Source organism: Nocardia barduliensis (assembly GCF_013315795.1).
Classification (GTDB): Bacteria; Actinomycetota; Actinomycetes; order Mycobacteriales; family Mycobacteriaceae; genus Nocardia; species Nocardia barduliensis.
In genome coordinates this window covers 1-920 of sequence record NZ_JABLTE010000272.1, presented here as the reverse complement: position 1 = coordinate 920, position 920 = coordinate 1, and the positions used below count along the sequence as shown (strand labels likewise).

Genomic DNA, 920 nt, shown 5'->3' with positions numbered 1-920 from the left:
CCCCTGCCGCGCCTGCCTCGAGCGCCCCGCGTAGGCGGCCCACCGCGAAGCCGACGAGTGGGCCAGTGGCGCGTCCGAACGGGCAGATGTATCACCCGCGCAAGCTCGCGGGCAGCGCCGATGTGGATGTGTTGCGCACCATGCGGGCCAACGAGGTGCCCGTGCTGTTGTACGGGCCGCCCGGAACCGGGAAGACCTCGCTGATCGAGGCCGCATTCGGGGACCTGCTGACCGTGCAGGGCGATGGCGACACCACGGTCGCTGATTTCGTGGGCGAGTACACCCAAGCCCCGGACGGGACCTTCGTGTTCGTGCACGGGCCGCTGGTCCGGGCGATGCGTGAGGGCCGGGTGCTGTTCGTCGACGACGCGACCCTCATCGCCCCGACCGTGCTCTCGTGCGTATACCCCGCGATGGACGGGCGGCGGGAGATCGTGATCAAAGCCAACGGTGGCGAGGTTGTGAAGGCCGAGCCCGGGTTCTACATCTGCGCGGGTCACAACCCTGGAGTGCACGGGGCGATCCTGTCGGACGCGCTCGCCAGCCGCTTCGCCTTCCAGGTCCAGGTCTCCAGCGACTACGACCTCGCCTCCAGCCTCGGGGTGAATCCGAAAGCGGTGCGGGTGGCCCGCAATCTGTCCACTCGCCAAGCCAAGGGCGAGATCGGGTGGGCACCACAACTGCGCGAGCTGCTGGCCTTCCAGAAGATCGCCACCGCCACCACCGAACTCACCGCCGCCGCCAACCTCATCGGCACTGCCCCGGAAGAGGACCGCGCCATCGTGGCCGAGGTCGTGAAAACCGTGTTCGGCACCTCCCTCGAGCCCTTGTCCCTGGGCACCCGCCTCTAACCCTCGCCTCCGCTGCCTGCCTGTTCGGAAGGAACGCACTCCGCCATGACCGCTCACGCTGTCTCTTAT

Annotated in this window: 1 protein-coding gene; it reads left to right on the top strand. The window is 68.4% G+C overall.

The annotated features are described in order from the left end of the window. Positions 1-851, top strand: an 851-nt coding sequence (locus HOV91_RS39150; protein ID WP_174190193.1) for an AAA family ATPase, incomplete at its 5' end; no start/stop codon positions are given. Between the last annotated feature and the right edge of the window lie 69 nt (positions 852-920).